Genomic DNA, 26,080 nt, shown 5'->3' with positions numbered 1-26,080 from the left:
ATCCGGGCAGGACACGTCGATCGGTGCCGAATCGGGCGCGTTGAGTGGTGGGTCAGGCCGTCGGCCGGGCACACTGGACGACCATGTCGCCGTTCACGCCCACTCTCCGGTTGCACGATCGGTACGTTCTGCACGAACGGATCGGTCTGGGCGGAATGTCCGAGGTGTGGCGTGCCGACGACGAGGTCCTCGGGCGACCCGTCGCCGTCAAGGCGCTCGCCGCACCGCTCGCCACCGACCCGCACCTGCGGGCCACCATCCAGCGCGAGGCCCGCGCCGCCGCCCGCCTGACCCACCCGCACGTCACCCACGTGTACGACTACGGCGAGGCGACCCTGCCCGGCGGCGAGGTCGTGCCCTACCTCGTCATGGAGCTGGTCGACGGGCGCAACCTGGCCGACCGGCTCGCCGAGGGGCCGCTGCCGTGGGCCGAGGCGGTACGGGTCGGGGGACAGGTGGCCGCCGCGCTCGCCGCCGCCCACCGGATCGGCGTGGTGCACCACGACATCAAGCCCGGTAACGTGATGCTCACCGAGACGGGCGCCAAGGTCCTCGACTTCGGCATCGCCGCCCTCGCCGGTCCGCACCACCCGCTCGCCGGGCAGACCGGCGAGGTGCTCATGGGCACCCCCGCGTACTTCGCGCCGGAACGGCTCACCGCCGGCCCACCCGACCCCGCCAGCGACGTCTACGCCCTCGGCGCACTGCTCTACCGCACCCTCACCGGACGGGCGCCGCTGCCCGTGCAGACGTGGGAGGACGCGCTGGAGGTGCACCGGCGGCGTACCCCTGTACCGCCGCTGCGGATCCCCGGCCTGCCCGCCGACATCGCCGACCTCGTCCTCGCCTGCCTCGCCACCGACCCGGCCCGGCGCCCGCGCGCGGCGCAGCTCGCCACCCGGCTCAGCGCCGTCCCGCCGGCCGACCCGCCCACCGCCGTCGTGCCGCCCCTGCCCACCGGGCGGGCGGCCGTCGCGGGCGCGCAGGCGCCCACCCTCGTCGACCGGCGACCCGCCGCACCGCAACCGGCCGCCGCGACGCCCCGCCGCCGCTCCCGCAGCCCGCTGGTCGCGATCACGGCGGCCGGCCTCGCACTCCTCGTCGCTCTGGGCGCGATGGCCGTCCTCGACGACGAGCGCGGCACACCGTCCGCGACCGGCCCGAGCGCCACGCCGTCCGCGCCCTCGCCCTCCGCCACGTCCGAGTCGCCGACGCCGCCGCCCACCTCGGCACCCCCGCCGACCACGGACGCCCCCGTCGCGATCAGTCTGCGCGAGCTCGCCACCGAGTTCGCCGCGCTCCTCGCGCAGGCGCAGGCACAGGGGCAGATCGACCGGCGGACCGCCGAGGACCTGCGCGACGAACTGGCCGACCTGTTCCGGGGCAAGCCGAAGGACCGGACCAAGCGGGTCGAGGACCTGCGCAAGCGGATCGGCGAGGCCGTCGAGCGGGACCGGCTGTCGCCCGACCTCGCCGACCGGTTCGACGACCTGCTGGACCGGGTGGATGTCGGGGTCGGCCGCGACGACGGCTGACCCGGGCGGGGTGACCCCGCGCGGACCGGTGGCGTCCGCCGGGCGGGAGCGGGGGTTGTGCCCCGCCGGCACTCCGCGCGTCGGTCGAGGGCCCGCCCCTCAGTCCAGCTCGACCCGGTCGCCCACGGCGACCCGACCCGGCGTGACCACCTGGGCGTACGCGCCGACGCACGGCTGCCGCCCGAGGCCGGGCAGCGGCTCGATCCGGTTCAGCCGGGCCGGCACCCGCAGCGCGTCCGGCTGCCGCGGGAGGCGGCCGTGCACGAGGGTCGGCACGGCGCAGCGCGGCGTCGGCGCGAGCACCCGCAGCACCAGTTCCGCGCCGACGCGCAGGTGGCGACCCACCCAGCCGTTCTCCACGAACCCGGCCCCCGGCGCGTCGACCACGAGGTTGGGCCGGTACCGGTCGGCCGCCACCGGGCCGTCGGGCAGTTCGGCCGAGACACGGTCCAGGGTGGCGGTGGTGACGAGGTGGATCGGCGCGAAGTCGAAGAAGCTGCCGGGCGCCGCCGCGCCGAGCGTCGTGACCTCGACCGGCACCGTGGCGGTGACCCCGGCGGCGAGCACGGCGTCCGGGACCGCCCGGTCGAGGGTCGCGCCCGCGGGCGGGGTGTCGGTGAGCGTCACCGGCGCACCGAGCACCGTGGACAGCACCGTGTCCGCGTCGTCGTCGCATGTGGACACGACGCGACCGTCGGGCAGGGTGACCCGTACCGGGTCCGGAGCGCCGCCGGCCGCCCGGAGGGTGAGCATGCCGCGCCACCGCCGCGGGTCCTTCGCGCTGACCACCCGCCCGCTCTCCGGGTGCAGCAGCGCCACACCCGGTCGCCGGAGACGCCGGCCGGCCCCACCGCGGCGGCGGCGAGCTGCTCGCCGAGCATCGACTTCACGGGGTAGCGCCAGAGCTGCGCCACCCGCCCGCGGGAATCGGTCACCGCCCGACCCTAACGAGCGCCACGTCCCGCCGTACGCCAGGCCCGCCGCGAGGCACCTGAGGGCCGGGACCTCAGGGACGGGGACGTGCCCACCTGTCCTCCCGGGCGGGGTGCGGTTTCCCGCACCCGGCCGGGTGCGGTTCCGCGGCCCGGTCGGGTGGCCTGCCCCATGGCCGGCTCCCAGGAACGGTTCGTAGCGTTGGAGCCATGATTCGTACCTCGCACGTCCTCCTCGCCGCGGGAAACCTCTCGGCCGACGCCGAACCGCCCCAGGACGGACTGGTCGGCTACGTCACGGACCTCGTGGAACGGCTCGGTGGCCCGGGCGCCGGCCTGGCCGTGGCGCTGGAGAACCTCTTCCCGCCGATCCCGAGCGAGGTGATCCTCCCGCTGGCCGGATTCGTGGCCGGGCAGGGGCGGATGAGCGTGCTGGGGGCGATCTTCTGGACCACGCTCGGCTCGCTGCTCGGCGCCCTGGCCCTCTACGCCATCGGCGCCGCGCTCGGCCGGGACCGCATCCGGGCGGTCGCGGCACGGCTGCCGCTGGTGAAGCTCAGCGACGTCGACCGCACCGAGGCGTGGTTCATCCGGCACGGTGTCAAGGCGGTCTTCTTCGGGCGGATGATCCCGATCTTCCGGAGCCTCATCTCCATCCCGGCCGGCGTGGAGCGGATGCCGGTCGGCGTGTTCGCGCTCTACACGACGCTGGGCAGCCTCATCTGGAACAGCACCTTCGTGTTCGCCGGCTACCTGCTCGGTGACAACTGGCATCTCGTCGAGGGGTACGTCGGCGTACTCCAGAACGTCGTCATCCTGGTGTGCGCGGCGGCCGTCGTCTGGTTCGTGGTGACCCGGGTCCGCCGCGCCCGACGGGGCGGCCGCGACCCGGAACCGGCGGCGGCCCCCACCCTGGGCGCGGGCGTTCCCGACCCGAGCGGCCGAGGCACCCTCTACCGCAGCGGCGGGTGGGGCGACGACGGACGCGGCGCGGCGGGATGACCCACCCCGCCCGGGTCGGGGTCGGCGTCGCCGCCGGTGTGCTGACCGCCGCCGGCGGCCTCGCCTTCCTCCTGGCGGCCGCCGTCGCCGGCGCCGCGTCCGCCGTCGTCCCGCCGGCCCGCCGCCGGATCGGCGCGCTCATCCCGCGGTACGCCACGACACTGGTACGCCTCGAACGACGGCGGCTGGGCGAACTGCTCGGCGCCAGCGAGCTGCCCCCGGTCCGCACGGCCGGCTGGCGGGACGTCGCCTACCTGGCGGCCCGGCTGCTCCCGGGCGCGCTCGGCGCGCTGGCGTTCGGGCTGCTGGGGATCGGCGCGGTGCTGGCCTGGATCCTGGTGTCCGCCACCGTGCGCGGTGACCTGTCCCTGGCCGAGATCCTGCTGCAGGTCGTCATCGGCGCGGTCCTGTTGCTGCTCAACGTGCAGGCCATCGCCAGCGTCGGCGCGCTCGACGTCCGGATCGCCCGCCGGCTGCTCGACCGCGACGCCCGCGCGGCGCTGGAGGACCGCGTCCGCGAGCTGGCCAGCACACGCGCGGGCGTGATCGCGGCCGTGGACGCCGAACGCCGGCGCATCGAGCGCGACCTCCACGACGGGCTGCAACAACGACTCGTCGCCCTCGGCATGCTGCTCGGCCGCGCCCGACGCAGCCGGGACGCCGAGCGCACGTACGCCCTCGTCACCCAGGCCCACGAGGACCTCCAGCGGGCGGTCGAGGAGCTGCGCGAGGTGGCGTGGCGGGTCTACCCGTCCGCGCTGGAGGAGAGCGACCTGGGTGAGGTGCTCGGCATGGTCGCCCAGCGGTCCACGGTGCCGGTGCGGATCCGCTGCGACCTCCCGGTACGCCCCGACCGGCAGATCGAGACCGTGCTGTACTTCGTGGCCTGCGAGGCGCTCACGAACGCCGCGAAACACGCCGCCGCTACCCTGGTCACGATCGACATCGGCGTACGGGAGGGGACGGTCCGGATGCGCGTACGCGACGACGGCGCGGGCGGCGCGGCCCCCTCCGGGCCGGGCCTGTCCGGGCTGGCGCGCCGGGTCGCGGCGCTCGACGGGCGGCTGCGGGTGGAGAGCCCCGCCGGCGGGCCGACCACCGTGTTGACGGAACTGCCGTGCGGGTAACCCTCGCCGAGGACTCGGCGCTGCTCCGCGAAGGGCTCGTCCGGCTGCTCGCCGAGGAGGGCCACGACGTCGTCGCGGCGGTGGGTTCCGCCGACGAACTCGTCGCCGCCGTCGCGCGCGAACGGCCTGACGTCGTCGTGACCGACGTCCGGATGCCACCGAACCACACCGACGACGGGCTGCGCGCCGCGCTGGAGATCCGCCGCCGCTGGCCCGAGACCGGCGTCCTCGTCCTGTCCCAGTACGTCGAGCGGCGGTACGCGAGCCAACTGCTCGCCGACCGGCCCGAGGGAGTCGGGTACCTGCTGAAGGACCGGGTCGCCCAGGTCGACGACTTCCTCGACGCCCTGGACCGGGTGGCCGCCGGCGCCACGGCACTCGACCCCGAGGTGGTCCGCCGCGTGGTGGCCGGCTCGGACCGGGCCGACCCGCTCACCCGGCTCACCCCCCGCGAACGGGACGTCCTGCACCACATGGCGCAGGGCCACACGAACGCGGCGATCGCCCAGCGGCTGCACGTGTCACTCAGCGCGGTGGAGAAACACGTCAACGCGATCTTCGACAAGCTCGACCTGGGAGAGGCGGTCGGCTACAGCCGCCGGGTGCTGGCGATCCTGCGGTACCTGTCCACCTGAGTGCTCATCCCGACCCTCCGGCGGGCATCTCGACCGGTCGCCGCGCCGCCCGAGGGCCGTGCCCCGGGGGCCTGTGAACGCCCCCGATGCCGCAATGTCGCCGGCCTGAGGTGGGTCGCCCGCTTTGGCGGCTGACCGGATGGGCGGCTTGTCCGATCATGGGTGGTTTGGGGTGTGGTCGGTGGCACCCTGGGGCCGGAATCGTGGGCGGGCCGGGGTCGTTGAACACCCCTGACGGCCGAGGCAGCAAGACCCCGGCCCCGGTGGCCCGCCGGCACAGGTGAGGTCCCGGGAATGATGGCGGGCCGCCGGTCGTTGCACACCGATCCACGGCCCCGGTAGGGCACCGCCCCGCCGCCCCCCGGCCTGGCGCCGGGGAATGACGGCCGGCCGCGGGTCGTTGGACACGGACCCGGCCCGGTGCGGCACCCCCCGCCCACCACCGGCCGCGGACCCCCCGAGACTTTTCCCCTTTCGAGCGCACCCGTGTGCTCGTCCCCCGAGATCCACGCCCCGATCCCCCGAACGGGCGTGGACCTTCACCCCCGAGGAGCTTTCATCATGAACACGATCCTGCGTAAGAGCGTGCTCGGTATCGCTGGTCTGGCGTTCGCCGGTGGCGTGGTCGGTGGCCCGATCGCGGCCCACACCAGCGGCCACCACGCGGTCGACGCGCGGCCGGTGGCGGTGCTGCAGGCGGACAAGCCGGGCGTGGACACGGCGAAGCTGATCCCGCACGGCACCCAGGGTGCGCAGTCGCGTATCGAGCTGAACGACGAGCAGGTCGCGAACGTCAAGGCGATCATCGCGGCGACGAAGAAGTCCGGTATGGACGAGCGGGCGGCGGTCATCGCGATCGCGACGAGCCTGCAGGAGTCGAAGCTGGAGAACCTGGGCCACCTGGGTGACGCCAACGACCACGACTCGCTGGGCCTGTTCCAGCAGCGCCCGAGTTCGGGTTGGGGTACGCCGGAGCAGATCACCGATCCGGAGTACTCGACGATGGCGTTCCTCAAGGGTCTGAAGCAGGTCGACGGGTGGCAGGACATGCCGCTGACCGACGCCGCGCAGACGGTGCAGGTGTCGGCCTACCCGGACGCCTACGCCCAGTGGGAGCAGCAGGCCGCCGACCTGGTCGCCCAGCACTGGAACAGCTGACACCCCCACAGCCGACACCGCACGACCCCACAGACCTGACACACAAGGGGGAAACACGCTGGCCGGCACCCGAACGGGTGCCGGCCAGCGGCATGTCCACACCCGTCCGGCCCCGACCGGCCCCCATCCTGTCCCGTTGATCATGAGGTTGGCGGGGACGAACCGGGCAATCCGCCCCGTCAACCTCATGATCGACCGGAGGATCGGGGGGTGGGAACACCGGCGGGTGCGCCGGAGCCCCGTACGCCGCTGCGGTGCCCGAGCCGGGCCGGCGGGAGGAGAGGGCCGTGCCGGGACTGGTCACCCGATCGTTGCGCGAGACGGCAGAATGCCGGGATGAGCATGGAGTCGTCCTGGGCGGAGCAGTCGGGCGTGGTCGTCCTGCCGAGCGGTGCCGTGGTACGGGGGAGGCGCATCGCCGATCCGGCGTCGCCCGCCGACTTCGCTCTGCTGCTGGCTCCCGGACCGGCACCGACCTGGCCGTACCGCCGGATCCGGTGGCCCGACTTCTGGGTGCCGCTCGACCGCGACGATGCCCTCGACGCGCTGCGCGAGGCGCTGCGCCGCGCGCACGGCGGCGAGCGGGTGGAGGTCGCCTGCCGCGGAGGCCAGGGGCGTACGGGGACGGCGCTGGCCGCGCTCGCCGTGCTCGACGGCATGCCCGTGGAGCGAGTGGTCGACTGGGTACGCGCGAACTACCGGCCCCGCGCGGTCGAGACGCCCTGGCAACGGCGGTGGCTTCGCCGGCTGTCCTGACACGTCGGGCGCGGCCACCACCGAACACGTCGGGCGCGGCCACCACCGAACACGTCGGGCGTGGCCACCACCGAACACGTCGGGCGTGGCCACCACCGGAAACCGCCCCGGCCGGATCGGGCGAAGGCCGGCCCCGCCCTGTCCCGCGCCGCCGCGGCGCCCGCAGGGGTCCGGAGGTCCGGACCCACGCGCGCCGGGGTCCGGAGGCCCGAACCACGCGCGCCGGGGCCCGGAGGTCCGAACCCCGGCGGCGTTCGCTGGTCTCAGGCTGCGACGTACTCGCGCAGGTGCCGGGCGGTGAGCGTGTCAGCCGTCGCCACCAGGTCGGCCGGTGTGCCGGTGAAGACGATCCGGCCGCCGTCGTGGCCGGCGCCCGGGCCGAGGTCGATGAGCCAGTCGGCGTGCGCCATCACGGCCTGGTGGTGCTCGATGACGATCACCGTGTTGCCGGCGTCGACCAGGCGGTCGAGGAGCGCGAGCAGTTGGTCGACGTCGGCCAGGTGCAGGCCCGTGGTCGGTTCGTCGAGCACGTACGTGCTGGTCTTCTCGGCCATGTGGATGGCCAGCTTGAGGCGTTGCCGTTCGCCGCCGGAGAGGGTGGTGAGCGGCTGGCCCAGGGTGAGGTAGCCGAGCCCGACGTCGGCCAGCCGGCCGAGGATGAGGTGCGCCGGCCCGCTGGGGAAGAAGTCGTACGCCTCGGTGACCGGCATGGCGAGCACCTCGCTGATGTTCTTGCCGCGCAGCCGGTAGGTGAGCACCTCGTCGGTGAACCGTCGCCCCTCGCAGCGTTCGCAGACGGTCGCCACGCCGGCCATCATGGCCAGGTCCGTGTAGATCAGGCCGATGCCCTTGCACGCCGGGCAGGCGCCCTCGGAGTTGGCGCTGAACAGCGCCGCCTTGACGCCGTTGGCCTTGGCGAACGCGGTGCGGATCGGGTCGAGCAGGCCGCTGTAGGTGGCCGGGTTGCTGCGACGCGAACCGCGGATGGGGGACTGGTCCACGATGACCACGCCCTCGCGCCTGCGCAGTGAGCCGTGGATCAGTGAGCTCTTGCCCGAGCCGGCCACCCCGGTGACCACGGTCAGCACGCCGAGCGGGATGTCGACGCTCACGTCGCGCAGGTTGTGCAGGTCGGCGTGCCGGATCGGCAGGTGCCCGGTCGGCCGGCGTACCTCGGGACGCAGGCCCACCCGGTGGTCGAGGTGGCGCCCGGTCAGGGTGTCGGAGCGGCGCAGGCCGGCCACGTCGCCGGTGTAGCAGATGCGGCCCCCGGCGGTGCCGGCGCCGGGTCCCAGGTCGACCACGTGGTCGGCGATCGCGATGGTCTCCGGCTTGTGCTCGACCACCAGCACCGTGTTGCCCTTGTCGCGCAACCGCAGGAGCAGGTCGTTCATCCGGGCGATGTCGTGCGGGTGCAGGCCGACGGTCGGCTCGTCGAAGACGTACGTCACGTCCGAGAGGCTCGACCCGAGGTGCCGGACCATCTTCACCCGCTGCGCCTCCCCGCCGGACAGCGTGCTGCTCTCCCGGTCGAGACTGAGGTAGCCGAGACCGATCTCCACCAGCGAGTCGAGCACGTCACTCAGATTGGCGACGAGTGGGGCCACCCCCGGGTCGTCGATGCCCCGGACGAACTCGGCGAGGTCGCTGATCTGCATGGCCGAGCACTCGGCGATGTTGCGCCCGGCGATGCGCGAGGAGAGGGCCGCCTCGTTGAGCCGGGTCCCGCCGCAGGCGGCGCAGGTGGTGAAGGTGACCGCCCGGTCGACGAACGCCCGGATGTGCGCCTGCATCGAATCCCGGTCCTTGGACAGGAACAGCCGCCGGACCTTCACCACGAGGCCCTCGTACGTCCAGTTGAAGCTGTCCGTCTTGATCTTCGTGGCGGGTTTGTGCAGGAAGTCCTCCCACTGCTGTGGCGTGAAGTCCTGCAGCTTGACGTCCGGGTCGAACAGCCCGGAGCCGACGATGGTCTGCCAGTACCAGGAACCGACGGCGAAGTTCGGCACCTTGACGGCGCCGTCGTTGAGCGAGCGCTCGACGTCGACCAGCTCGTGCACGTCGAGGTCGGACACCTTGCCGAGCCCCTCACAGGCCGGGCACATGCCCTCGGCCAGGTTGAAGCTGAACGCGCCCGCGCTGCCGACGTGCGGGGTGCCGAGCCGGCTGAAGACGATCCGCAGCATCGCGTACGCGTCGGTGGCCGTGCCCACGGTCGAGCGTGAGTTCACGCCGAGCCGTTCCTGGTCGACCACGATAGCCGCGCTCAGGTTGCGCAGCGAGTCCACGTCGGGACGGCTCTGCCTCGGCATGAACGACTGGAGGTAGGCGCTGTAGGTCTCGTTGATGAGGCGCTGGGACTCGGCGGCGATGGTGCCGAAGACCAGCGACGACTTCCCCGAGCCCGAGACACCGGTGAAGACGGTGAGGCGGCGCTTGGGGATGTCGACCGACACGGAGGCGAGGTTGTTCTCCCGCGCACCCCGTACCTCGATCATGTCGTGGCTGTCGGCGGCGGTGGGTGTTGGCTGCGGCATGCGAACCCTTCGCGAGATGGGGCGGGCGAACGCCCACCCTGGCACCGGGGTCTGACAGATTCATTCTCCCATTGACGTCCCCGTGGAGGGTTTCACGACCATCAACACGGGACTGTCGGGGGAAGCTCCCGTAAAGTCTCAAACGACGTGACGACCCGGGGGTGATCCGATGGGGACGATGGAGCGGCTGCGGGCGGTCGACCTGGCCGCCGGCGCGGGCATCTCGGTGCAGCAGGTGCGCAACTACGTCGACCTCGGTGTGCTCCCTCCGGTGCGGCGCACCGACAGCGGCTACCGGATCTTCACGGCCGAGCACGCGCGGGCGCTGGCGGTGGCGCGGCGGATGGCCGAGGGCTACGGGTGGGCGCGTACCCGGGAGATCATGGCCGCGGTGCACCGGGGCGACCTGCCGGCGGCGCTGGCGTCGCTCGACGCCGGCCACGCCGAGCTGGACCGCGAGCGCGCCGACATCCGCCGGGCGCTCGCGGCGTTCGAGACGGTGGTGACGAGCCCGGCGAGACCGGTCCCGGCGCCGCGCCGCCCGGCCCGCATCGGCGAGGTCGCCGACCTGGTCGGTGTCCGCACCTCCCAGCTGCGGCTGTGGGAGGCCCGCGGGCTGCTGCGGCCGGTCCGCGCCCGCGGCACCGGCTACCGGGTGTACGACGAGGCCGAGCAGCGCGCCGCGCAGGTGGTCGCGCTGTTGCGCCGGGGCGCGTACCCGTTCGACATCATCGCGGCGGTGGTGGCCGAGCTGCGGACCACGGGCAGCCCGCAGCGGGCGCGGGCCGAGCTGGCGCGCCGCGAGCAGGACCTGCACGCGCGCAGCCTGCGCCGGTTGGGCGCGTCCGCCGCCCTGTACGACTACCTGCGCGACCGCGGGTCGCCCGGCACCTGAACCCGACGGCTCCCGCGCCGGGCCGACCGGCCGGCACCCCCACCGACCCCGGCCGGGTGGACCGGCCCGCCACGGGCACCTCGCACTCCCACTAGGGTGCTGGCATGACCCGGCTGCTGGCCACCACGGCGACCGCCGTCCTGCTCGCCACCGGCACCGCGGTGCCCGCGGCGGTACCTGCGGGTGCGCTGCCCGCCGGCACCGCCGCCCAGGTGGCCGCGGCGCCGACCGTGCCCTGCCCCCGGGCCCCGGCGCCGAAGGTCTCCCGGCCGCCGCGACCGTCCCCGCCGCCGGCCGTGCCCGAGGAGCGGGTGGTGGGAGGTGACGCGCTCGCCACGGCCGGACTGGTCGTCCCGCCGGGCGCGCCGGCCCCGCCGAAGATCACCGCGACGTCGTGGCTCGTGGCCGACCTCGACACCGGGCAGGTGCTCGGCGGATGCGGCCCGCACGAGTACGGCACCCCGGCGAGCGTGCAGAAGCTGCTGCTGGCCGCCACCATGCTGCCGCGCCTGGACCCGAAGCAGGTCGTCACGGTCACCGCCGAGGACATGGACATCGAGCCCGGGTCGTCCGCCGTGGGTCTGGTCGAGGGTGGCCGGTACACGGTGGAGACCGTCTGGCTCGGGCTGCTGCTGAACTCCGGCAACGAGGCGGCCAACCTGCTCGCCCGGCTGGGTGGCGGCGCCGACGGCGCGGCCGGGGGAGTGCGCGCGATGAACGAGTACGCGCACCGGCTCGGCGCCCTTCAGACGCACGCCGTGACCCCGTCCGGGCTCGACGGCCCCGGCCAGTTCACCAGCGCGTACGACCTGGCGCTCATCGCGCGGGTCTGTTTCGCCGACCCGACGTTTCGCCGGTACGCGCTCACCGAACGCGCCCAGATCCCGGCCCAGCCCGCCCTGCGGACCAAGGGCTTCCAGATCCAGAACGAGAACCAGCTCATCTACCGGTACCCGGGGGCGCTCGGCGGCAAGACCGGCTTCACCGACCTCGCCCGGCACACGTACGTCGGCGCGGCGGAACGCGACGGGCGACGGCTCGTCGCCACCCTGCTCGGCGCCGAGCCGCGACCGCTGCGCGGCTGGGAGCAGGGCGCGGCACTGCTCGACTGGGGCTTCTCCCTGCCCCGCTCGGCGTCCGTCGGCCGGCTCGTCGAGCCGGATGAGCTGTCGGCGAGCCCGACGGTCGAACCCACCCCGCTCCCCGCCCCCGCCGGGAATCGCCCGGCCGCCGCGAGCGGTCCGGCCGGCGATGGGTGGCCGAGCTACTGGTCGGTGGGTGCGGTGGTCGCCGCGGCCGCCGTCCTGCTGCTGGCCGGGCTGCTGTGGGCACGACGGTCGGCGCGACGGCGGCGACCCTGACACCGACCCGCTCCGTGCGCGTGTGGATCGACAACCGTCGACGGTATGCATAGACTCCGGTCGCTCCGGCACCACGAGTCCAGGAGGATCCCCGTGTCGTGTGAACCTCGACCGCATCCCGTTCCCGCCCCGTGCCGTTCCGGGCGTACGCTGCCGCGCCTCGCCGGCGCGGCGCTGCTCACCGGGGTGCTCGTCGCCTCCGGCGGCGCCGTCGCGGCGGCCGCGCCGCCCACGACGTCGGTGTCCGCCGTCGCGCCGGTGAGCGCCGGCGGGCCGCGTACGACGCCCGGGCCGTGCGGGTACACGGCGACGCCGGAGGACCCCGCGGTCCGGCCGGTGCCGTTGCCGCCCGACCCGCGCCGGACGCCGGACAAGGGCCGGGTCCGCGTCACGCTCCGGACCAACCACGGACCGATCGGGCTGACCCTCGACCGCTCGGCGGCGCCGTGCACCGTGCAGAGCTTCCTGCACCTGGCCCGGCACCGCTTCTACGACCGGACCTCCTGCCACCGGCTGACCGCGTACCCCACGTTGAGCGTCCTGCAGTGCGGTGACCCGTCCGGCACCGGGTCCGGCGGGCCGGGCTACCGCTACCGCGACGAACTGCCCACCGACCTGCCGCCCGCGCCCACCGACCCGACCGGCGAGCGGCGGCTCTACGCCCGCGGCACGCTCGCCATGGCCAACGCCGGTCCGGACACCAACGGCAGCCAGTTCTTCCTGGTGTACGCCGACTCGGCGCTGCGACCGAACTACACCGTCTTCGGCTCCGTCGACGCCGCCGGGCTGGCGACGCTCGACCGGATCGCGGCCGGCGGGGTGGCCCCGACCGAGGAGGACCCGGCGCCGGTCGACGGCGCGCCCGCGCTGCCGGTCCACATCCGCTCGGTCGTCCGGCACCACCACTGACGGACGAGGCCGGGCGGCTACCGACCGGAGACGGTCGCCGCGCCGGCCCGGTCCGGCGGTGTGGCGGAGCTGTCCCGGACGACCAGTTCGGTGGCGAGTTCCACGCGCGGCGAGTCGACACCCTCGCCCTGGGACAGCCGCAGCACGGTGCGGGCGGCCAGCCGCCCCATCTCGACCAGGGGCTGCCGCACCGTGGTCAGCGGCGGCGACGCCCAGCGTGCCTCCGGAAGGTCGTCGAAGCCCACCACGCTGACGTCGTCCGGCACGCGCAGGCCGCGCCGGCGGATGGCCTCGTAGACGCCGAACGCCATCTGGTCGCTGGAGGCGAAGATGGCCGTCGGGGGCTCGTCGAGGTCGAGCAGCGCCTGGCCGCCGGCGAAGCCGGAGGAGTGGTAGAAGTCGCCCGGCCGCATCAACCGGTCGTCGACCGGGACGCCGGCGGCCTCCAGCCCGGCCCGGTAGCCGTCCATCCTGGCCCGGCTGCACAGGAGGTGGGTCGGTCCGGCCACGAAGCCGATCCGCCGGTGCCCGAGCGAGAGCAGGTGCTCGGTCGCGGCGAGCCCACCGGCCCAGTTGGTGGCGCCGATCGTCGGTACGTCGGTCGCCGGCACGCCGGCCGGATCGACCACCACCACGGGTACGTCGAGCCGGCGCAGCTGGGCGTGCAGCGGCGCGCTGACGTGCGAGGTCACGAAGATGACGCCGTCGGTCGCCCGGGCGCGCAGGTTCTGCAGCCACTGCCGGGCCGCCGTCGGCTGGCGGTGGATGGCGGAGACCACGGTGCCGACCCCGGCGCCCCGCCCGACGTCCTCCACACCGCGGATGATCTCCACAGCCCACGGGCTGTCGAGGTCGTTGAAGACCAGGTCGACCAGGCCGGCGCGCCGCACCCCGCGGTTGGTCCGGCGCCGGTAGCCGTGATGGCGCAGCAGTTCCTCGACCCGTTCCCGGGTGTCGGGGGCCACGTCCGAGCGCCCGTTCAGCACCCGTGACACGGTCGGCACCGAGACCCCGGCCTCCCGCGCGATGGCGGTGATGGTCACCCTGCGTCCGTCGTCGGCGTCCACCCGCGTCTCCCTCCCCAACCGGGGGCGGACGCGGCGCCGGCGCCGGGTTCCCGGCTCGCGGCGTCGGCGCCGGGAGCCCCGGCGTCGCGTGCCGCCCCGGTCATCTTGCCGTACGGAGGGTGGTCGCCGACACGGCAGGTCGTCACCGGCAGGGTCAACCGCCGGTGATCGGAGGGGCGTCCCCGGCGGTCGCCGCGGGCACCGGTCGACCCGGGCGCGGGGGAGGGGGGTACGCGGCGCAGGAGGCTCGGATGACCAGTTCGGTGGGGAGCCGGACGTGCGGGTCGCGTTCGACGCCCCCGATGACGTCGATGAGCAGCCGCATGGCCTCGGCGCCCATGCGTTGCAGGGGTTGCGCGATCGTCGTCAGGGGAGGGTTGACCAGCGCCGACTCGGGAACGTTGTCGAATCCGATCACGGACAGGTCGTCGGGCACCGCGAGGCCCATGCTCCGGGCGACGTCCATCGTGGAGATCGCTGAGAGGTCGTTGCCGGCGAAGACGGCGGTCGGCCGGTCGGCGAGCGCGAGCAGTTCGGCGGCCGTGGCCGCCGCGCTCTCGACCCGGAACCCGCCGACGCGTACGAGCCGCTCGTCGACGGGCACGCCGGCGTCGGCCATGGCCTTGCGGAAGCCCGCCTCGCGCAGCCGCGCCGACTCGAGGTCGGGGCGTCCGCTGAGGTGCGCGATGCGGCGGTGGCCGAGCGACAGCAGGTAGTTCGTCGCGAGCATCGCGCCGGTGAAGTTGTCGGAGTCGACGGTGGGCAGGCCGGACGGGCCGGTGTGGGGGTCGACGGCGACGACGTGGAAGCCCTGTCGGGTCTCCACCACGGTGGGCGTGACGATCACGGCCCCGTCGATGAGCGTCCCGGACAGGCGGGCCAGCGAGCGTCGTTCCCAGCCGATGCCGGCGCCGTCGCCGTCGCCGCCCGAGTACGCGAGCAACTGGTAGCCGGTGCCGGCGACCTCTCTCGACGCCCCCTTGAGCAGCTCGGTCGAGAACGGCTCGAACTCGGAGACCAGGATGCCCAGCACGTTCGTGCGGTGACTGCGCAGGCTCTGCGCACCGAGGCTGGCCTCGTACCCGAGCTGGTGGATGACCTGTCGGACGCGCTCCACGGTCGCCTGGGCCACGCCGTACCGGCCGTTCACGACCTTGGATACGGTCGCCACCGAGACGCCGGCCGTGCGGGCCACGTCCGACATCTTCACACGCTGCGGGAACGCCACGCCGACGATGATAGAGGCCGCTCCAGAGGCCGTCACCGGAGAATCGAAAACGTTATCGATAACGATTGACACTGAGTTACACGGCTGTAAAACTCCCCCCCAGCCGAGTACCGCGGACTGCTAGTCGAGGAGACGATTCGATGGCGATGAAGCACCGCGCGGGCGCCGCTCTGGCGCTGTTGACGACCAGCGCACTCCTCGTCGCCGGTTGCAACGGCGGCGAGAGCGAGACGCCGAATGAGGAAGAGCCGTTCCAGAAGCCGGTGACCCTGACGTGGTGGCACAACGCCTCGCAGGACGGCCCCGGCAAGACCTACTGGGAGAAGGTCGCCAAGGACTTCTCCACGCTCCACCCGACCGTCACGATCCAGATCGAGGCGATCGAGACCAACCAGTTGCAGCGCACCCGGCTCCCCGCCGCGCTCCTGACCAACGACCCGCCGGACATCTTCCAGGCGTGGGGCGGCGGTGAGATGCGCGAGCAGGTGGAGGCCGACTACCTCAAGGACATCACCGACCAGGTCAAGACCGAGGTCGCCGACATGGGCAGCGCGGCGGAGATCTGGCAGGTGGACGGCAAGCAGTACGGCCTGCCGTTCCGGATGGGCATCGAGGGCGTCTGGTACAACAAGGACCTGTTCGCCAAGGCGGGCATCACCGCTCCTCCGACCACCTTCGAGGAGCTCAACGCGGCCGTCACGAAGCTCAAGGCCATCAACGTCACCCCGATCGCCCTCGGCGCCGGCGACAAGTGGCCCGCCGCCCACTGGTGGTACAACTTCGCGCTGCGCGCCTGCTCCGTCGACACGCTCAAGAAGGCCTCGGTCGACCTCGTCTTCGACGACCCCTGCTTCGTCAAGGCCGGCGAGGACCTGAAGACGTTCATCGCGACCGAACCGTTCCAGCAGAACTTCATCGCCACGCCGGGGCAGAACGACCCGACCAGCGCGAACGGCCTGCTCGCCAACGGCAAGGCCGCCATGGAGCTGATGGGCGACTGGAACCGCGGCACCCTGGAGACCGTCGCCGAGGACCCGGCGAAGCTCACGAAGTTCCTCGGCTGGTTCCCCGTGCCGGCGATCTCCGGTTCGCCCGGCGACCCGAAGGCCGCCCTCGGCGGCGGCGACGGGTTCGCGTGCGCCAAGAACGCCCCGCCGGAGTGCGTCGAGTTCCTCAAGTACATCGTGAGCCCGGAGGTGCAGAAGGGCTACGCCGGGACCGGCACCGGCCTGCCCGTCGTCAAGGGCGCGGCGGACGCCGTGACCGACCCCGCGCTGAAGTCCATCCTGGAGGCGACCGCCGGCGCGACGTACGTGCAGCTCTGGCTGGACACGGCCTTCGGCAGCACGGTCGGCAACGCGATGAACGACGCGATCGTCGCCATCTTCGCCGGAAACGGCACCCCGCAGCAGGTCGTGGACGCCATGAAGGCGGCCGCACGCAAGTGACCGCCACCAACCCGACCCTGAACCCCGCCGGCGGCGCGTCAGCGCCGCCGGCGGGCCCCCGGCCCGCCGGGCGGTCGTCCGCCCGCGCCGCGCAGACCCGACGCAAGTGGTACGAGATCGTCGGGCTCACCACGCCGGCGATCGTCGTCTACGTGATGTTCGTGCTGGTGCCGATGGGCTTCGCCGTCTACTACAGCCTCTACCGCTGGCGCGGCGTGGGACCACCCACCGAGTTCGTCGGGCTCGACAACTACGTCCTGGCCTTCCAGGACCCGATCTTCCTCGACGCGCTGCGCAACAACGCCGTCATCGTGGTCGGATCGCTGCTCGTCCAGGGCCCCATCGCCCTGGCCGTGGCCCTGCTGCTCAACCGCCGCTTCCGCGGGCGCACCGTGTTCCGCCTGCTCGTGTTCGTGCCCTACGTGCTCGCCGAGGTCACCGTCGGCATCATGTGGAAGCTGCTCCTGACCGGCGGCGGCACCGTCGACGCGCTGCTGCGCCAGCTCGGTATGGGCGGCCTGGTGCACGCGTGGCTGGCCGACCTCGACATCGTCATCTGGACGATGCTGTTCGTCCTCACCTGGAAGTACGTCGGCTTCGCCATCATCCTCCTGCTCGCCGGCCTGTCGAACGTGCCGCCGGAGTTGACCGAGGCCGCCGCGATCGACGGCGCGAGCTGGTGGCAGACGCAGCGCCACGTCACGCTCCCGCTGCTGGGGCCCACGATCCGGATCTGGATGTTCCTGTCGATCATCGGTTCGCTGCAGGTGTTCGACGTCATCTGGGTGACCTCGGTGCCCGCCGTACGGTCGCTCGGCGCCTCGGCCACCATGGCCACGTACATGGTGGACAACGGCTTCTTCGCGCGGCTGTGGGGCTACGGCAACGCGGTGGCCGTGATCCTGTTCGTCATCTCGTTCATCGCGGCGCTGCTGTTCCAGCGCTTCCTCCTCCGCCGCGACATCGAGGGCGCCATCACCGGAAGGACGAACTGACCGTGCCCGCGACCACCGTCCCCTCCCCGCCCGCCCCGCGTCGCCCGTGGTCGTGGGCCAACCCGCTCACGTACGCGCTGGCGCTCGCGGTGGCCGCCGTGTCGATCGCCCCGGTGGTCTACGTGATCGTCGGCGGCTTCCGCACCACCCCGCAGATCGTCGCGGACCCGGCCGGGCTGCCCGACCCGTGGGTGCTGGACAACTACGCCAGGGTGCTCACGGAGAGCGACTTCTGGCGCCAGGCGTTCAACAGCGCCGTGATCGCCCTGGGCACGACCCTCGGTGTCGTCGTACTCGGCGTCTGCGCGGCGTTCGTGCTCGCCCGGTACACCTTCCGGGGACGCGAGGCGCTCTACACCTTCTTCACCCTCGGCCTGCTGTTCCCCGCCGGCGCGGCGATCCTGCCGCTCTACCTCATGCTGCGCGACCTGAACCTGATCAACTCCTACTACGCGGTGATCCTCCCGCAGGTCGCCTTCTCGTTGCCGATCACGATCGTGATCCTCCGCCCGTTCCTGTCCGCGGTCCCCCGCGAACTGGAGGACGCCGCCGCCATCGACGGGGCCGGACGGCTGAGCTTCCTCTGGCGCATCATGCTGCCGCTGTCCCGGCCCGCGCTCGTCACCGTCGGGGTCCTCGCGTTCGTGGCCAGCTGGAACGCCTTCCTCCTGCCACTGCTCGTCCTCGGCGACGTCGACCTGCACACCCTGCCGCTGGGCGTGCAGAACTTCTCCAGCCAGTACACCTCCGACACGGCGGGGATCCTCGCCTTCACCTCGCTGGCGATGTTGCCGGCACTCCTCTTCTTCACCCTCGCCGAGAAGCAGATCGTCGGTGGCCTGCAGGGCGCGGTCAAGGGCTGACCGCGGCCGGCGAGGACGACACACCGCATGACCGTCTACCTGTTCGCCCGCCGGGCCCTCCCGTAGGGACCGACGGGCGTCGGAGGAAAGTGACCGACACCGTGACCGTGGACATCGAACGCAGCACCGCCATCTGGAACGACCCCTCCTACGACCCCGCCACCCGGGTGGACGCCCTGGTCGCCGCCATGACCCTGCCCGAGAAGATCGCCCAGCTGTACGGAGTCTGGGTGGGCGCCTCCGCCGACGGCGGCGAGGTCGCCCCGTACCAGCACGAGATGGAGGACCCGGTCGACCTCGAGGCCCTGCTGGGGACCGGCCTCGGCCAGCTGACCCGGCCGTTCGGGACCGCGCCGGTGGACCCGGCGCTCGGCGCGCTCTCGCTGCTGCGCACCCAGCAGCGCATCGTCGCGGCGAACCGCTTCGGCATCCCCGCCGTGGCCCACGAGGAGTGCCTGGCCGGCTTCGCCACCTGGGGAGCCACCGCCTACCCGGTGCCGCTGTCCTGGGGAGCGACGTTCGACCCGCCGCTGATCCGCCGGATGGCCGCCGCCATCGGGGCCGACATGCGCCGCGTCGGCGTGCACCAGGGGCTCGCCCCGGTGCTCGACGTGGTGCGCGACGCCCGCTGGGGACGGGTCGAGGAGACCATCGGCGAGGACCCCTACCTGGTCGGCACGGTCGGCACCGCGTACATCCAGGGCCTGGAGTCCGAGGGTGTGGTGGCCACGCTCAAGCACTTCGTCGGCTACTCGGCCTCCCGCGCCGGCCGCAACCTCGCACCGGTCGGCATGGGGCCCCGCGAACGGGCCGACGTCATGCTCCTGCCGTTCGAGATGGCGGTACGCGAGAGCGGCGCGCGCTCGGTGATGCACGCCTACACCGACACCGACGGGATGCCGTCGGCGGCGGACGAGGAACTGCTCACCGGGCTGCTCCGCGACACGTGGGGCTTCACCGGCACGGTGGTCGCCGACTACTTCGGCATCGCGTTCCTGCGCATGCTGCACGGGGTGGCCGGCAGCTGGGGCGAGGCGGCCGGTGCCGCCCTGGCCGCCGGCGTGGACGTCGAGCTGCCCACCGTGAAGACGTTCGGCGAGCCGCTGCGCGCGGCGATCGCCGACGGCGTGGTGCCCGAGGCGCTCGTCGACCGCGCCGTGCGCCGGGTGCTGCTCCAGAAGGCCGAGCTGGGGCTGCTCGACGCCGGGTGGAGCCCGGTGCCGCCGGCGCTGGACGGGGTCGACCTGGACGACCCGGAGGCCGTGCGCGGCGCCGTCGACCTGGACCCGCCGGCCAACCGCGAGCTGGCCCGGCAGATCGCCGAGGAGGCGGTCGTCCTGCTGCGCAACGACGGCATCCTGCCGCTGGCCGCGCCGGCGCGCATCGCGGTGGTCGGCCCGCAGGCGGAGAGCCCGACGGCGGTGCTCGGCTGCTACTCCTTCCCGGTGCACGTCGGTTCCCGCCACCCCGGGACGCCGTACGGGATCGAGCTGCCGACGCTGGTGGCGGCCCTGCGGGCCGAGTTCCCGTCCAGCGAGGTGGTGGTCGAGACCGGCGCGAGCGTCGACGGGCCGGACACCGACGGCTTCGCGGCGGCCGTCGCGGCGGCCCGGGACGCGGACGTGGTGATCGCGGCACTCGGTGACCGGGCGGGGCTGTTCGGGCGGGGCACCAGCGGCGAGGGCTGCGACGTCGAGTCGCTGGCCCTGCCGGGTGTGCAGCAGCAGCTGCTCGACGCGCTGCTGGACACCGGCACGCCCGTGGTGGTGGTCATGGTCGCGGGCCGGCCGTACGCGCTGGGCCGGGCGGTCGACGACGCGGCCGCCATCGTGCAGTCGTTCTTCCCCGGCCAGGAGGGGCCACCGGCCATCGCCGGGGTGCTCAGCGGGCGGGTCGAGCCGCAGGGGCGGCTGCCCGTGAGCGTGCCCCGCCGGACGGGCGCGCAGCCGGCCACCTACCTCGCGGCCCGGCTCGGGCACGCCACCGACGTCTCCAACCTCGACCCCGCCCCGGCGTACGGCTTCGGGCACGGCCTCAGCTACACCCGCTTCGACTGGTCGGAGCTGACGGTCGAACGGGCGACGGCGGAGACCGACGGCGAGCTGCGGCTGGCCTTCACGCTGCGCAACAGCGGCGACCGGTGGGGCAGCGAGGTCGTGCAGCTGTACGCGCACGACCCGGTGGCCTCGGTGGTGCAGCCGGTGCAGCGGCTCGTCGGCTACCAGCGGGTGCCCCTGGACCCGGGGGAGTCCTGCCGGATCGAGGTCACCGTGCCGGCCGACCTGTTCTCGTTCACCGGCCGCGACGGGCGGCGCGTGGTCGAGCCGGGCGCGTTGGAGCTGCGGCTCGCCGCGTCCAGCACCGACACCCGCCTGACGGCCGATGTCGAGCTGCGCGGGCCGGCGCGGCACGTCGACCACACGCGGCGGATGCACCCGGGTTTCACCGTCACCCCGAGCGCCGGCTGACGGTGTTCACCGACCTGCCCGAGGAGCAGCTGCGCGCGTACCGCAGCGGGGTGCGCGACCCGGCCGACTTCGACCGGTTCTGGGCCACCACGCTGGCCGAGGCCCGCTCCGCCGACCCGTCCGTGCGGGTCGAGCCCGTACCCACCGGGCTCGCCGGCATCGACGTGTACGACGTGACGTTCCCCGGCTTCGCCGGCCAGCCCGTCCAGGGCTGGCTGCGGGTGCCCCGCGGCGGCCGGCCGCCGCTGCCGGCCGTCGTGCAGTACGCCGGTTACGGCGGCGGACGCGGGCACCCGCTGGAGAACCTGCTGTGGGCCGCGGCCGGGTACGCCCACCTCCAGATGGACACGCGGGGGCAGGGTTCGGGGTGGAGCCGCGGCGACACCCCGGACCCGGCCGTGGCCGGCCCGGAGGCGCCCGGGGTGCTGACCCGGGGCATCGCCGACCCGCGCACCTACTACTACCGGCGGCTCGTCACCGACGCCGTCCGGGCCGTGGACGCCGTCCGGACCCTGCCGGCCGTCGACCCGGCCCGGGTCGCGGTGCTCGGCCACAGCCAGGGCGGCGCGCTGGCGCTCGCGGCCGGCGCGCTGGCGCCCGACCTGCGGGCCGTGGTCGCCGGGGTGCCGTTCCTCTGCGACATCCCCCGCGCCGTCGTGGTCACCGACGCCCGGCCCTACCGCGAGATCCGCGACTTCCTGGCCGTCCACCGCGACGCCGAGCAGCGGGTGCTCGCCACCCTGGCGTACGTGGACGGGGTCAACTTCGCCCGGCGCTGCCATGTCCCAACCCGCTACTCGGTCGCCCTCATGGACGAGATCGTGCCGCCGTCGACCGTCTTCGCCGCCGTGAACGCCCACGCCGGGCCCACGGAGCTGTCGGTGTGGCGCTACAACGGCCACGAGGCGGGCGGGATCGACGACGACGCGGCGGCGCTGCGGTTCCTCGCCGCGCACCTGACCGGGGACGCCGAGGCCGCTCCGGAGCCGGTCGCCGGCTGATAGACAGGACGGGTGCGCAGGTCAGCCCGGACGTGGCCCGGCGCGGCGCCGACGCGGCGGCGCGCGCGTCGGCCCCCGCCCCCGCGCCGGCGGGCCGCCCGGCTCGTGGCCGCGCTCCTCGCGGCCGGCACGCTGCTCGGCGCCTGCGGGCGGCCCGAGCCACGCCCCGCGCCGACCCCGCCCGTCCCGCAGCCGTCACCGACCGGCCCCCCGTCGGCGTCGCCCACCGGCCCGCCACCCCTGCCCGGCTTCGTGGTGCTCGGCGACGTCGACCCCCGCATCCTCACCGACATCCGGTACGCCACCCCGCACAACTTCGTGGGCCGGCCGATCACCGGTTACACCGAACCGCTCTGCCTGCTCACCCGGCGGGCCGCCGAGGCGCTGCGCCGGGTGCAGGACGCCGCCCTCGCCGGCGGTCACAGCCTCAAGGTGTACGACTGCTACCGACCCGTGCCGGCCGCGGACGACTTCGTGGCCTGGGCCGAACGGCCGGACGAGCAGCAGATGAAGGCCGAGTTCTATCCCCACGTGGACAAGGCCCGGCTGTTCGAGGACGGCTACATCGGCGCGCCGACCGCGCACAGCCGCGGCAGCACCCTGGACCTGACCCTGGTCGACGTGCCCGCGCCGACGCAGCCGCCGTACGTGCCCGGCCAGCCGCTCGTCGCCTGCACGGCGCCGCGCGCCCAGCGGTTTCCGGACAACAGCGTGGACATGGGCACCGGCTTCGACTGCTTCGACACCCGGGCCCACACCGCCGACCCCGCCGTCACCGGCACGGCGCGGGAGAACCGGATGCTGCTGCGGCGGCTCATGACCGGCGCCGGGTTCGTCAACTACGACCGCGAGTGGTGGCACTACCGCCTCCGGGACGAGCCGTACCCGGACACCTACTTCGACGCCCCGGTGGCCCGCTCGTCCGTGCGCTGAGCGGACCGTCCGGCGCGTACGGCATGATCGGCGGGACGCGGACAGCACCACCGCGGGGAAGGAAGACGGCACATGACGACGGAGCGCATCGCCCCACCACTGACCGGCGGGGAGCGTGAGACGCTGCGCGCCTTTCTGGACTACCACCGGGCGACGCTCGCCCTGAAGTGCGACGGGCTGACCGACGAGGAACTGCGGCAGCAGTCCTCGCCGCCGTCGACGCTCTCCCTGCTCGGGCTGGTCCGGCACATGGCCGAGGTGGAACGGACCTGGTTCCGCCGGGTCATCAACGGCGAGGACATCCCCCTGGTGTGGTCGAGCAGCGGCGACTTCCAGGAGGCGTACGACGCGCGCTCGGCGACCCGGGCGGAGGCGTTCGCCGCGTGGCGGCGCGAGGTGGAGCACTCGCGGCGGATCGAACGGGAGGCGGAGTCGCTGGACGTCACCGGCCACAACGCCCGGTGGGGCGCGGACGTGTCCCTGCGCCTGGTGATGCTGCACCTGATCCACGAGTACGCCCGGCACAACGGCCACGCCGACTTCCTCCGGGAGGCGATCGACGGCACCGTCGGCGCCTGAGACCCGGCGTGGGCCGGCTGGTGGCCCGGCGCCGCCGCGGCGGCGGTCACGCGGGGCCGGGCGGCGCCGGGTCGGTGGTGGCCCGTGGCAGCGGCAGCCAGGCGAGCACGTCGGCGATCTTCGCGTCCCAGTACGCCCAGTCGTGGTCGCCGGGGGAGAAGTCGACGGTGAGCGGCACACCCCGCTCCCGCGCGGCGGCGACGAAGCGGACGTTGTCCTCGTACAGGAAGTCCTCGGTGCCGCAGGCGACGTAGAGCGCGGGCCGGTCGGCGGGCCCGCCGCTCACCCGGTCCAGCAGGGCCAGGGTGTCCTCGTCGGTGCCGGCGACCGGGCGCTCGCCGAAGACGGTGCGCCGCACCGCCTCATCGAGCGGGTCGGTCGGGTGCTCCAGCCGGTGGGTGATGTCCAGCGCCCCGGAGAGACTGGCCGCCGCGGCGAACCGTCCCGGCTGCCGCAGCGCCCACTTCACCGCCCCGTAGCCGCCCATCGACAGCCCGGCCACGAACGTGTCCTCCCGGCGGTCGGAGATGCGGAAGAACGACCGGCACAGCTCCGGCAGCTCCTCGCTGAGGAACGTCCAGTAGCGGTTGCCGTGCGCCTCGTCGGCGTAGAAGCTCCGGCCGACCTGGGGCATCACCACGGCGAGGCCGAGCGGCGCCACGTACCGCTCGACGGACGTGCGGCGCACCCAGATCGTGTCGTCGTCGGTGAGCCCGTGCAGCAGGTAGAGCACCGGCGGGTCGCCGCCCGTGGTGCCACCGGCCATCCCGATCTGCGAGGACGTCCGCTGCGGCAGGATCACGGTCATGGAGGTGCTGAGGGCGAGCACCTCGGAGTAGAAGTCCACGCGCATGAGGGCCACGATCGTGAACGGTAGCCGGCGCGCGGTGGCGCGGCGAATATCGATTGCCGGCCCGGGCGCGTCCCGCATACCGTCGTCGGCGCAAGGTCACCTGATCATCCCAGGGAGGACGCCGTGCCAGCGCACGCCACCATCCGGTCCACGCGGCCCACGCCGCGCGGCGGTGCGTGGCTGTCCACAACGGAACGGGTCCTGGGTCAGCGCCGGTACGTGGGGGGCCGGCACCGGGTGAGGCGGCGCGACTGACGCGCCCGCGTACGTACGCAGCCGCCCACCCCGCCGGGGTCCGGGCGGCTTTTTCCGTCCGTGACCCCGGCCCCGGGCGGGCCGGGGGGTCGCCCGCCCGGGCACGGGCCGTTGGAGCAGCGGAAGCTCACCCGGTTCTCACCCGGGAGGTCACGGGTTCGAATCCCGTACGGCTCACGCGTCGGCGCCGCCGGGCGCCGCGCGTCTCGCGGTTGTAGCGCAGCCTGGCAGCGCGTCACCTCGCCACGGTGAAGGTCGCCGGTTCGAGTCCGGCCAGCCGCTCCGACACCATCCGCATCGACACGAGGAGACGACCATGGGCTTCACCACGCTGGCCGGCACCCGGGCACCGGTTCGGGTCTGGACCGACCCGTACGCCATCGAGCCGCAGGCGGCCCGGCAGCTGCGCAACATCGGCGCGCTGCCCTGGGTGGAGGGTGTCGCGGTGATGCCGGACGTGCACTTCGGCAAGGGCGCCACGGTCGGCTCGGTGATCGCCATGCGGCAGGCCGTGTCCCCGGCGGCGGTCGGCGTGGACATCGGGTGCGGCATGTCCGCGGTGCGCACCTCGCTCACCGCCGCCGACCTGCCCGACGACCTGGCCGGGCTGCGCTCGGCCATCGAGGCGGCGATCCCGGTGGGCTTCGCGCAGCGCGACGAGCCGGTCGACCCGCGCCGGGTGCGCGGGCTGGAGCAGGGCGGCTGGGCCGGCTTCTGGGCCCGGTTCGCCGACCTGCACCGGGGGGTCGCGCAGCTCGAGGTCCGCGCGCAGCGGCAGCTGGGCACCCTCGGCGGCGGGAACCACTTCATCGAGGTCTGCCTGGAGCAGGGCGGCGCCGACTCCGGGCGGGTCTGGCTGATGCTGCACTCCGGCTCCCGCAACATCGGCAAGGAGCTGGCCGAGCGGCACATGGCGGTGGCCCGGCGGCTGCCGCACAACGCCGACCTGCCCGACCGGGACCTCGCGGTGTTCCTCGCCGGCACGCCGGAGATGGACGCCTACCGCCGGGACCTGTGGTGGGCGCAGGAGTACGCGCGGCGCAACCGGGCCGTGATGCTGGCGGTGCTCTGCGGCGTCGTCCGGGAGCGGTTCCCGCAGGTGCGCTACGACGAGCCGATCAGCTGCCACCACAACTACGTGGCGGAGGAGAGCTACGGCGGCGTGGAGGTGCTCGTGACCCGCAAGGGCGCGATCCGGGCCGGCCGGGGCGACCTCGGCATCATTCCCGGCTCGATGGGCACCGGTTCGTACATCGTGCGCGGGAAGGGCAACGCGGACGCGTACTGCTCGGCGTCGCACGGTGCGGGGCGGCGGATGTCGCGGGCGCAGGCCAAGCGGACCTACGGCACCGCGGATCTCGTGGCGCAGACCGCGGGCGTGGAGTGCCGCAAGGACGCCGGGGTGGTCGACGAGATCCCCGCCGCGTACAAGGACATCACCGAGGTGATGGCGCAGCAGGAGGATCTGGTCGAGGTGGTCGCGCACCTCAAGCAGGTGGTGTGCGTGAAGGGCTGAACCGGAGGGCCGGAGGACGACCGCCCG

22 protein-coding genes and 2 tRNA genes are annotated in these 26,080 nt (G+C 73.9%); 19 read left to right on the top strand and 5 right to left on the bottom strand.

Annotated features, from left to right (window positions below; all coding sequences use genetic code 11):
• Positions 1-110 precede the first annotated feature (110 nt).
• Positions 111-1,535, top strand: coding sequence for a serine/threonine-protein kinase (locus OG994_RS11105; protein WP_328853100.1), 1,425 nt, complete (start codon positions 111-113; stop codon positions 1,533-1,535).
• 99 nt (positions 1,536-1,634) lie between these two features.
• Here OG994_RS11105 and OG994_RS11100 read toward each other — a convergent pair whose 3' ends face one another.
• The gene (locus OG994_RS11100; protein WP_328853099.1) at positions 1,635-2,354 is read right to left on the bottom strand and encodes an MOSC domain-containing protein; all 720 of its coding nucleotides are present in this window, start codon (positions 2,352-2,354) and stop codon (positions 1,635-1,637) included.
• Positions 2,355-2,677: 323 nt separating this feature from the next.
• Here OG994_RS11100 and OG994_RS11095 point away from each other — a divergent pair, with 323 nt between their 5' ends.
• The 5 genes from OG994_RS11095 to OG994_RS11075 all read left to right on the top strand — a co-directional run bounded on the left by OG994_RS11095 (position 2,678) and on the right by OG994_RS11075 (position 7,145).
• A complete protein-coding gene (locus tag OG994_RS11095) occupies positions 2,678-3,469 on the top strand; it encodes a DedA family protein (RefSeq protein ID WP_120330903.1) in 792 nt (263 codons plus the stop codon).
• A complete protein-coding gene (locus OG994_RS11090; protein ID WP_328853098.1) occupies positions 3,466-4,596 on the top strand; it encodes a sensor histidine kinase in 1,131 nt (376 codons plus the stop codon). Before OG994_RS11095 ends, OG994_RS11090 begins: the two co-directional genes overlap by 4 nt.
• Entirely contained in the window at positions 4,587-5,231 is a 645-nt protein-coding gene (locus OG994_RS11085) for a response regulator (RefSeq protein WP_120330901.1), read from the top strand. Before OG994_RS11090 ends, OG994_RS11085 begins: the two co-directional genes overlap by 10 nt.
• A gap of 561 nt (positions 5,232-5,792) precedes the next feature.
• Positions 5,793-6,389 carry a hypothetical protein gene (locus OG994_RS11080; protein WP_328853097.1) on the top strand — a complete coding sequence of 199 codons (597 nt, stop codon included), beginning with the start codon at positions 5,793-5,795 and terminating at the stop codon, positions 6,387-6,389.
• 336 nt (positions 6,390-6,725) lie between these two features.
• A complete protein-coding gene (locus tag OG994_RS11075; RefSeq protein WP_396844053.1) occupies positions 6,726-7,145 on the top strand; it encodes a protein-tyrosine phosphatase family protein in 420 nt (139 codons plus the stop codon).
• A gap of 263 nt (positions 7,146-7,408) precedes the next feature.
• Here OG994_RS11075 and OG994_RS11070 read toward each other — a convergent pair whose 3' ends face one another.
• Complete coding sequence (locus OG994_RS11070) at positions 7,409-9,682, bottom strand: excinuclease ABC subunit UvrA (protein WP_328853096.1); 2,274 nt, start codon at positions 9,680-9,682, stop codon at positions 7,409-7,411.
• A 169-nt stretch (positions 9,683-9,851) separates the two neighbouring features.
• On the opposite strand from OG994_RS11070, the gene OG994_RS11065 reads away from it, so the two are divergent.
• The 3 genes from OG994_RS11065 (at position 9,852) to OG994_RS11055 (ending at position 12,847) form a co-directional block, all read left to right on the top strand.
• Positions 9,852-10,577, top strand: a complete 726-nt coding sequence (locus OG994_RS11065; RefSeq protein WP_328853095.1) for a MerR family transcriptional regulator — start codon at positions 9,852-9,854, stop codon at positions 10,575-10,577.
• Positions 10,578-10,681: 104 nt separating this feature from the next.
• Complete coding sequence (locus OG994_RS11060) at positions 10,682-11,938, top strand: D-alanyl-D-alanine carboxypeptidase family protein (RefSeq protein ID WP_328853094.1); 1,257 nt, start codon at positions 10,682-10,684, stop codon at positions 11,936-11,938.
• Between the two features lie 93 nt (positions 11,939-12,031).
• Positions 12,032-12,847, top strand: coding sequence for a peptidylprolyl isomerase (locus OG994_RS11055; protein ID WP_328853093.1), 816 nt, complete (start codon positions 12,032-12,034; stop codon positions 12,845-12,847).
• Between the two features lie 17 nt (positions 12,848-12,864).
• Here OG994_RS11055 and OG994_RS11050 read toward each other — a convergent pair whose 3' ends face one another.
• Both OG994_RS11050 and OG994_RS11045 read right to left on the bottom strand, forming a co-directional pair.
• Positions 12,865-13,914 carry a LacI family DNA-binding transcriptional regulator gene (locus OG994_RS11050; protein ID WP_328853092.1) on the bottom strand — a complete coding sequence of 350 codons (1,050 nt, stop codon included), beginning with the start codon at positions 13,912-13,914 and terminating at the stop codon, positions 12,865-12,867.
• 154 nt (positions 13,915-14,068) lie between these two features.
• Positions 14,069-15,142, bottom strand: a complete 1,074-nt coding sequence (locus OG994_RS11045) for a LacI family DNA-binding transcriptional regulator (protein ID WP_120330893.1) — start codon at positions 15,140-15,142, stop codon at positions 14,069-14,071.
• A gap of 140 nt (positions 15,143-15,282) precedes the next feature.
• Here OG994_RS11045 and OG994_RS11040 point away from each other — a divergent pair, with 140 nt between their 5' ends.
• The 7 genes from OG994_RS11040 to OG994_RS11010 all read left to right on the top strand — a co-directional run bounded on the left by OG994_RS11040 (position 15,283) and on the right by OG994_RS11010 (position 23,429).
• Positions 15,283-16,590 carry an extracellular solute-binding protein gene (locus OG994_RS11040; RefSeq protein ID WP_120330892.1) on the top strand — a complete coding sequence of 436 codons (1,308 nt, stop codon included), beginning with the start codon at positions 15,283-15,285 and terminating at the stop codon, positions 16,588-16,590.
• Positions 16,587-17,585, top strand: a complete 999-nt coding sequence (locus OG994_RS11035) for a carbohydrate ABC transporter permease (protein WP_328853091.1) — start codon at positions 16,587-16,589, stop codon at positions 17,583-17,585. Before OG994_RS11040 ends, OG994_RS11035 begins: the two co-directional genes overlap by 4 nt.
• A gap of 2 nt (positions 17,586-17,587) precedes the next feature.
• Entirely contained in the window at positions 17,588-18,448 is an 861-nt protein-coding gene (locus OG994_RS11030) for a carbohydrate ABC transporter permease (RefSeq protein WP_396844051.1), read from the top strand.
• Between the two features lie 89 nt (positions 18,449-18,537).
• A complete protein-coding gene (locus OG994_RS11025; RefSeq protein ID WP_328853090.1) occupies positions 18,538-20,916 on the top strand; it encodes a beta-xylosidase/alpha-l-arabinosidase in 2,379 nt (792 codons plus the stop codon).
• Positions 20,913-21,917, top strand: coding sequence for an acetylxylan esterase (locus OG994_RS11020; protein WP_328853699.1), 1,005 nt, complete (start codon positions 20,913-20,915; stop codon positions 21,915-21,917). Before OG994_RS11025 ends, OG994_RS11020 begins: the two co-directional genes overlap by 4 nt.
• A gap of 105 nt (positions 21,918-22,022) precedes the next feature.
• Positions 22,023-22,850 carry a M15 family metallopeptidase gene (locus tag OG994_RS11015; protein WP_407942602.1) on the top strand — a complete coding sequence of 276 codons (828 nt, stop codon included), beginning with the start codon at positions 22,023-22,025 and terminating at the stop codon, positions 22,848-22,850.
• A 72-nt stretch (positions 22,851-22,922) separates the two neighbouring features.
• Positions 22,923-23,429 (top strand): DinB family protein, encoded by a 507-nt coding sequence (locus OG994_RS11010; protein ID WP_328853089.1) that lies wholly within the window; start codon positions 22,923-22,925, stop codon positions 23,427-23,429.
• A gap of 46 nt (positions 23,430-23,475) precedes the next feature.
• Here OG994_RS11010 and OG994_RS11005 read toward each other — a convergent pair whose 3' ends face one another.
• Positions 23,476-24,291, bottom strand: a complete 816-nt coding sequence (locus OG994_RS11005; RefSeq protein WP_328853088.1) for an alpha/beta hydrolase — start codon at positions 24,289-24,291, stop codon at positions 23,476-23,478.
• Positions 24,292-24,642: 351 nt separating this feature from the next.
• Between OG994_RS11005 and OG994_RS11000 the strand changes: the two genes are divergently transcribed.
• The 3 genes from OG994_RS11000 (at position 24,643) to OG994_RS10990 (ending at position 26,053) form a co-directional block, all read left to right on the top strand.
• A tRNA-Glu gene (locus OG994_RS11000) sits at positions 24,643-24,714 on the top strand.
• Positions 24,715-24,745: 31 nt separating this feature from the next.
• Positions 24,746-24,819, top strand: a tRNA-Gly gene (locus OG994_RS10995).
• Between the two features lie 34 nt (positions 24,820-24,853).
• Entirely contained in the window at positions 24,854-26,053 is a 1,200-nt protein-coding gene (locus tag OG994_RS10990; protein WP_328853087.1) for an RtcB family protein, read from the top strand.
• The last annotated feature ends 27 nt before the right edge of the window (positions 26,054-26,080 follow it).

The sequence above is a fragment of the Micromonospora globbae genome (genome assembly GCF_036184225.1).
Classification (GTDB): Bacteria; Actinomycetota; Actinomycetes; order Mycobacteriales; family Micromonosporaceae; genus Micromonospora; species Micromonospora globbae.
The sequence above is the reverse complement of the archived record's forward strand: the minus strand, read 5'-3'. Positions and strand labels throughout refer to the sequence as shown.